The sequence below is a fragment of the Bradyrhizobium acaciae genome (assembly GCF_020889785.1).
Taxonomy (GTDB): Bacteria; Pseudomonadota; Alphaproteobacteria; order Rhizobiales; family Xanthobacteraceae; genus Bradyrhizobium; species Bradyrhizobium acaciae.
This window is the reverse complement of record NZ_JACMYK010000242.1, coordinates 1-5908: the sequence shown is the minus strand read 5'-3', so window position 1 is coordinate 5908 and position 5908 is coordinate 1. Positions and strand designations below refer to the sequence as shown.

7 protein-coding genes and 1 pseudogene are annotated in these 5908 nt (G+C 64.4%); 7 read left to right on the top strand and 1 reads right to left on the bottom strand.

The window, feature by feature from the left end:
* The 7 genes from H8A92_RS39295 to H8A92_RS39265 all read left to right on the top strand — a co-directional run.
* Nucleotides 1-860 (top strand): 2-oxo acid dehydrogenase subunit E2 (locus tag H8A92_RS39295; protein ID WP_229200628.1); only part of this gene is annotated, 860 nt, incomplete at its 5' end.
* 12 nt (nt 861-872) lie between these two features.
* A complete protein-coding gene (locus H8A92_RS39290) occupies nt 873-1049 on the top strand; it encodes a hypothetical protein (RefSeq protein WP_165445499.1) in 177 nt (58 codons plus the stop codon).
* The gene (locus H8A92_RS39285; protein WP_229200627.1) at nt 1050-1292 is read left to right on the top strand and encodes a hypothetical protein; all 243 of its coding nucleotides are present in this window, start codon (nt 1050-1052) and stop codon (nt 1290-1292) included.
* 17 nt (nt 1293-1309) lie between these two features.
* On the top strand, nt 1310-2731 hold the full coding sequence (lpdA, locus tag H8A92_RS39280) for a dihydrolipoyl dehydrogenase (protein WP_229200626.1): 1422 nt from the start codon (nt 1310-1312) through the stop codon (nt 2729-2731).
* Between the two features lie 179 nt (nt 2732-2910).
* Complete coding sequence (locus H8A92_RS39275; protein WP_229200625.1) at nt 2911-4152, top strand: threonine synthase; 1242 nt, start codon at nt 2911-2913, stop codon at nt 4150-4152.
* Between the two features lie 114 nt (nt 4153-4266).
* Nucleotides 4267-5238 carry a tripartite tricarboxylate transporter substrate binding protein BugD gene (locus H8A92_RS39270; RefSeq protein WP_229200624.1) on the top strand — a complete coding sequence of 324 codons (972 nt, stop codon included), beginning with the start codon at nt 4267-4269 and terminating at the stop codon, nt 5236-5238.
* 27 nt (nt 5239-5265) lie between these two features.
* Nucleotides 5266-5649, top strand: a complete 384-nt coding sequence (locus tag H8A92_RS39265; protein WP_229200623.1) for a hypothetical protein — start codon at nt 5266-5268, stop codon at nt 5647-5649.
* A 15-nt stretch (nt 5650-5664) separates the two neighbouring features.
* Here H8A92_RS39265 and H8A92_RS39260 read toward each other — a convergent pair.
* Nucleotides 5665-5908 (bottom strand): annotated as a pseudogene (locus H8A92_RS39260) (lytic transglycosylase domain-containing protein); the annotation flags it as partial.

Sequence of the window (5908 nt, the reverse complement as noted above, 5' to 3'; positions counted from 1 at the left end):
CCGGCACCGGCCCGCATGGCCGCGTCATCGCGCGCGACGTCGACGACGCCAAGGCGGGCAAGGGCCTCAAGGCACCCGCGGCCGCGCCCGCCGCAGCGGGGCCGAGCATCGCGCCGTCGATGTCGGACAAGCAGATCCTGGCGCTGTTCGAGCCGGGCTCCTACGACATCGTGCCGCATGACGGCATGCGCCGTACCATCGCGCAGCGTCTCACCGCTTCGGTGCAGAACGTCCCGCACTTCTACCTGACGATCGACTGCGACATCGGCAAGCTGCTTGCCGCGCGCGAGGAGATCAATGCGTCCGCGCCGAAGGACAAGGAGAAGAAGCCGCTCTACAAGATCTCGGTCAACGACTTCGTCATCAAGGCGATGGCGGTCGCGCTGCAGAAGATTCCGAACTGCAACGTCAGCTGGACCGAAGGCGGCATGCTCAAGCACAAGCATTCCGACGTGGGCGTCGCGGTGGCGATGCCGGGCGGCCTGATCACGCCGATCATCCGCAAGGCCGAGACCAAGACGCTCTCGACCATCTCCAACGAGATGAAGGATTTTGCGGCGCGCGCCCGCGCCCGCAAGCTGAAGCCGGAAGAATATCAGGGCGGCACCACCGCGGTGTCGAACCTCGGCATGTACGGCATCAACCACTTCACCGCCGTGATCAATCCGCCGCACGCCTCGATCCTCGCGGTCGGCACCTCGGAGGAGCGTCCGGTGGTACGTGGCGGCAAGATCGAGATCGCGCAGATGATGAGCGTGACCTTGTCGTGCGATCACCGCGCCATCGACGGCGCGCTCGGCGCCGAGCTGATCGGCGCCCTCAAGCAGCTGATCGAAAACCCAGTGATGATGATGGTGTGACGGGCATCCGCCATGTACGCGATGTCAGGTCCGTACGTTCTGCTCGCCGCCATCGCCGTTGCGCTGCTTGTCGCGGTCAACCGCGACCTGATATCGACGTTCCAGTTCCGGTTGATGATGATCGGCGCCGGTGTGCTGGCGCTGGTGTGGACCATATTTCTCGGTGCGGTATGGCAGGAGTACCGATGAATGGCCGGCACGGCTCGCACGCGCTGGCCCTGGATCTCGCTGCTGCTGTCAACCGCATTGGTGTGCAATCCGGTCGGATTCGATTTTGTGCACTCCGCGTTCTTCGCCGGCGAACAGCTGGCGCGGAACATCGCCCAGCCGATCGTGCTGACGGCCCTGGTCATCATGGCCGTGGTGATCGGGCTCGAATGGCTGGTCAGGTCATTGATCGCAAGAAGCCGCGCGCGCGGCGTCACACGCTGAGTTGAACGGGAGCCGCCATGGCCGACACATCCTTTGACGTCATCATCATCGGCTCCGGCCCCGGCGGCTATGTGACCGCGATCCGCGCCGCGCAGCTCGGCTTCAAGACCGCGATCGTCGAGAAATCCTATCTCGGCGGCATCTGCCTGAACTGGGGCTGCATCCCGACCAAGGCGCTGCTGCGCTCGGCCGAGATCTACCACTACATGCAGCACGCCAAGGATTACGGGCTGTCGGCCGACAATGTCAGCTTTGATCCGAAGGCTGTGGTGCAGCGCTCGCGCGGGGTTTCGAAGCGCCTCAATGACGGCGTCGGCTTCCTGATGAAGAAGAACAAGGTCACGGTGATCTGGGGTGACGCTACGATCGATGCGCCCGGCAAGATCACGGTGAAGAAATCGCCGGTCGAAGCGCCGAAGGGCGCGAGCGGCGAGGGCACCTATCAGGCCAAGCACATCATCGTCGCGACCGGCGCGCGGCCGCGCGTGCTGCCCGGGCTCGAGCCCGACAAGAAGCTGGTCTGGACCTATTTCGAGGCGATGGTGCCGGAGCGGATGCCGAAATCGCTGCTGGTGGTCGGCTCGGGCGCGATCGGCATCGAGTTCGCTTCGTTCTTCCACACGATGGGCGCCGACGTCACCGTGGTCGAGGTGCTGCCGCAGATCCTGCCCGTCGAGGACGCCGAGATCGCGGGTCTGGCCCGCAAGCGCTTCGAGAAGCAGGGCATCAAGATCATGTCCTCGACCAAGGTGACGAAGCTGGAGAAGAAGGCCGACAGCGTGGTCGCGACCATCGACGACGGCAAGGGCCAGCCGCAGACCAAGGAATTCGAGCGCGTGATCTCGGCGGTCGGCGTGGTCGGCAACATCGAGAATCTCGGGCTGGAGAAGCTCGGCGTCAAGACCGACCGCGGCTGCATCGTGACCGACGGCCTCGGCAAGACCAACGTCCCCGGCATCTATGCGATCGGCGACGTCGCTGGCCCGCCGATGCTCGCGCACAAGGCCGAACATGAGGGCGTGATCTGCATCGAGGCGATCAAGGGCCTGCACCCGCATCCGATGGACAAGCTGATGATCCCGGGCTGCACCTATTGCAACCCGCAGGTCGCTTCCGTCGGCCTCACCGAAGCGAAGGCCAAGGAAGGCGGCCGCGAGATCCGCGTCGGCCGCTTCCCGTTCGTCGGCAACGGCAAGGCGATCGCGCTCGGCGAGGATCAGGGCCTCGTCAAGGTGATCTTCGACAAGAAGACCGGGCAGTTGCTCGGTGCACACATGATCGGCGCCGAGGTCACCGAGCTGATCCAGGGCTATGTCGTGGCGATGAATCTTGAGACCACGGAAGAGGAATTGATGCACACCGTATTCCCGCATCCGACCTTGTCGGAAATGATGAAGGAAGCGGTGCTCGACGCCTACGGACGCGTGCTGAATATCTAACGTTCGGAGACGACGCCGATAGAAGTCCCGTCATCCTGAGGCGCTCGCGCAGCGAGCCTCGAAGGATGCACGGCCCGGATCGAGCAGCGGGGCTCGTCGCCCTTCGAGACGCGCTTCGCGCTCCTCAGGGTGACGGGTCTGGCAAACGAATTCGCAAAGAAAAAGAAAGAGCGCATCTCGTGAAAGACAACGACAACCTCACCATCGAACGCCCGACCTTCGTGACCCATCTCGAATGCGCGATGGAGGGCGACCATTATGCGGCCGACCAGGTGCACAATCTCTCCAAGGCCGGCAAGCCGCTGCTTGTGCGCTATGACCTCGCCCGGGTGAAGAAGGCGCTGACCAAGGACGCGCTGGCCCAGCGCCCCGCCGATTTGTGGCGCTATCGCGAATTGCTGCCGGTTCGCAAATGCCAGGACATCGTCAGCCTCGGCGAAGTCACGACACCGCTGATCCGCCTGCCGCGGCTTGGTGCGAAGCTTGGCGGCGGCGAGATCATCGTCAAGGACGAGGGGCGGCTGCCGACCGGCTCGTTCAAGGCGCGCGGCCTCGTGATGGCGGTGTCGATGGGCAAGGCGCTCGGCATCAAGCACATGGCGATGCCGACCAACGGCAATGCCGGCGCGGCGCTGGCGGCCTATGCGACCTCCTGCGGGATCAAGACAACGATCTTCTGTCCGGCCGATACGCCGGAGGTGAATGTCAGCGAGATCGAGCTGCAGGGCGCGACGGTCTATCGCGTCAACGGCTACATCGACGACTGCGGCAAGATCGTCGGCGAAGGCAAGGCCAAGGTCGGCTGGTTCGATACCTCGACCCTGAAGGAGCCGTACCGGATCGAGGGCAAGAAGACGATGGGCCTCGAGCTCGCCGAGCAACTCGGGTGGGACGTGCCCGACGTGATCTTCTATCCGACCGGCGGCGGCACCGGCCTGATCGGCATGTGGAAGGCGTTCGACGAGCTGGAGAAGATCGGTTTCATCGGCTCGAAGCGCCCGCGCATGGTCGCGGTGCAGGCCTCCGGCTGCGCGCCGATGGTGCGGGCCTATGAGGCCGGCACCGAGCACGCCGCGCGCTGGGAGGACGCTCACACCATCGCCTCGGGCATCCGCGTGCCGCAGGCGATCGGCGATTTCCTCATTCTGCGCGCGGTGCGCGAGAGCAAGGGGTTTGCGATCGCCGTCGACGACGACAAGATCACCACAGCGCTCAACGAGGTGGCGCGCGAGGAGGGGCTGCTGCTGTGCCCCGAGGGCGCCGCGACCTATGCGGCCTACAAGGAGAGCCTTGCCGACGGCCGCGTCAGCAAGACCGACCGCGTGATGCTGTTCAATTGCGCGAGCGGCCTGAAATATCCGCTGCCGCCGATCACCCGTACGCTGGACCGGCACAAGCCGATCGACTTCTCGCAGTTCTGAGGACATCGTCATTGCGAGGGTAGCGAAGCAATCCATTTCACCGCTTGTGCGGAACCATGGATTGCTTCGTCGCTTCGCTCCTCGCAATGACGGTGTCATTTGACGGAGTCATTCATGGGCAGGACTATTTGGGCGGTTTTGGCCGCGTTCTTGACGTTAAGCGGCCCTGTCGCCGCGGAAACCTGGCCCGCGCATCCGATCACCATCGTGGTGCCGTTCGCCGCCGGCGGCCCCTCGGATGCGATGGCGCGCATTCTCGGCGAGCACATGAAGCAATCGCTCGGCGAGGTGCTTCTGATCGAGAACGTGACCGGAGCGGGCGGCTCGCTCGGTGTCGGCCGCGCAGTGCGTTCGGCGCCCGACGGCTACACCATCTCGTTCGGCCATCTCGGCACCCATGTCGCCAACGGCGCGATCTACAAGCTCGGTTACGACCTCGTCGCCGACCTCGAGCCGGTGGTGCTGCTGCCGAGCAATCCGATGATCATCGTCAGCAAGAACGCGGTGCCGGCGAAATCGCTCAAGGAGCTGCTGGAGTGGCTGAAGTCGCGGCCTCAGCCGCCGACCGCGGGCACTGCCGGCGCCGGCAGCGGCAGCCACATCGCCGGGCTTTATTTCGAGAATGTCTCCGGCATCAAGCTGCAATACGTGCCGTATCGCGGCACCGGGCCGGCGCTGAACGATCTCGTCGCCGGACAGATCGACATCATCGTCGACCAGACCTCGAACTCGATCAACCAGGTGCGCGGCGGCAACATCCGCGCCTATGCGGTCACCGATTCCAAGCGGGTCGCGAATGCGCCCGAGGTCCCAACGGTCGACGAGGCTGGGCTGCCGGGGTTCCACATGACGCTATGGTCCGGCCTCTGGGTGCCCAAGGGCACGCCCAAGGAGATCGTGGCCAGGCTCAACGCTGCTGCGGTCGCGGCGATGGCCGATCCGGCCGTGCAGAAGCAGCTCGAAAATCTCGGCTTGCAGATGCCGCCGAAGGATCAGCTGACGCCGGAAGCACTCGGCGCCTGGCAGAAGGCGGAAATCGCAAAATGGTGGCCGATGATCAAGGCCGCCAATGTGAAGGTGGATTGAGGGCGGATCGATATTGCGGCGGCGCTCATGAAGAATCTTGCTCTTGCCAGGCTTGTGCCCAGCGCCGTCTTTACGGTCGCCTTCGTGGGATGGATGGTGTTTTGGGTCACGTCAGATGGCGCGACCGGGGGCTCCATCCTTCGATTGTCTTTGGTCGCCCTGGCTGCTGCGTTGATCTTCCAGTTCGTTTACGGCGGCCTCGTCTATCTTATTCTGACCCGAACCGGGCTCTGGAGCATTTGGACGATAGCATTCGCGTATCTGTTGCCCGTCTTCATCATCGACCACATGATCGACACTCCGCGTGAGGCTCGCGGGATGATTGCCTGGATGGTATTCGCCTGTCTGGTAGCGGGCGTGTCCTGGTTTTTCGCTCGCGCCGAGGTTGGTACGCAGGCCGATCTGCTGTAGCGTCCGCAGCAGATCTCACTGCGCCGGCGCCGCGTTGCTCTCCTGCGTCACGACGCGGTCGCCGCCCTTTGCCGCCACCGCCGTGCCTGCGTCCTCGAAGCGTGCGCGATAGACCGCGAAATTCTCCATCACCCGCTGGACGTAGTTGCGGGTTTCCGAGATCGGGATCCGCTCCACCCAGTCGACCGGATCGACCTTGGGATCGCGCGGATCGCCATAGGCCTTGATCCAGTCGCGGACGCGGCCGCGGCCGGCGTTG